This window comes from Flavivirga aquimarina (assembly GCF_030540835.1).
Lineage (GTDB): Bacteria > Bacteroidota > Bacteroidia > Flavobacteriales > Flavobacteriaceae > Flavivirga > Flavivirga aquimarina.
Map to the genome: position 1 here is coordinate 1 of NZ_JAUOEK010000014.1, position 517 is coordinate 517.

The 517-nt window shown below is 30.6% G+C and carries 2 protein-coding genes; both read right to left on the minus strand.

What is annotated here, in order from left to right; genetic code table 11:
* Nucleotides 1-24: 24 nt before the first annotated feature.
* Nucleotides 25-171, minus strand: a complete 147-nt coding sequence (locus Q4Q35_RS00340; RefSeq protein ID WP_303275928.1) for a hypothetical protein — start codon at nt 169-171, stop codon at nt 25-27.
* A gap of 186 nt (nt 172-357) precedes the next feature.
* Entirely contained in the window at nt 358-489 is a 132-nt protein-coding gene (locus Q4Q35_RS22340) for a transposase (protein ID WP_367892725.1), read from the minus strand.
* Nucleotides 490-517 lie beyond the last annotated feature (28 nt).

The following is a 517-nucleotide window of genomic DNA, read 5'->3' on the forward strand; positions in this document are numbered from 1 at the left end:
CAATGTCATAAAGTTAAGCCCTCATCATATGCTATCTTTTTGATTTTTAGATATTTTAGGTTTGATTCGAGAGCGGTATTTTCCTGAATTTCGTTCAAAAGAGCGATTAGGTCTTATGGGTATTTGGTTTTCTTTAAATAATTCTTTGAGTTCAATGATTATCTTTTCCATAGATTTTTCTGTAAAGAATAGTTCTAAAACTCTATTCTTTAAAAACCCATAAGACAGATTAGTGTTTACTTTATATTGATATTTTCGTGGGTTAGCATCGTCTTGTTTTTCATCATTTAACTCATTTACTATTAAGGTTTGTATGTTGCTAATAAATAATGCAGCATAAAAATCTTGTAAGATACTTCAATTTGAGTACCCTGAGAAATGTTCAATTTTCAGTTTGTTTTTTAACTCATCATAAAAGGTTTCAACACCCCACCTTTTGGCATAAAGTTCTTTAAAGAGAGAGCTAGGGTACACTTTGCTATTAAGCAAGGAGGTTATTAAAACTTCAACTTGCCCC

Coding starts and splice junctions, on each gene's coding strand:
- Q4Q35_RS00340 (WP_303275928.1), bottom strand. CDS start 171: ATGGAAAAGATAATCATTGAACTCAAAGAATTATTTAAAGAAAACCAA.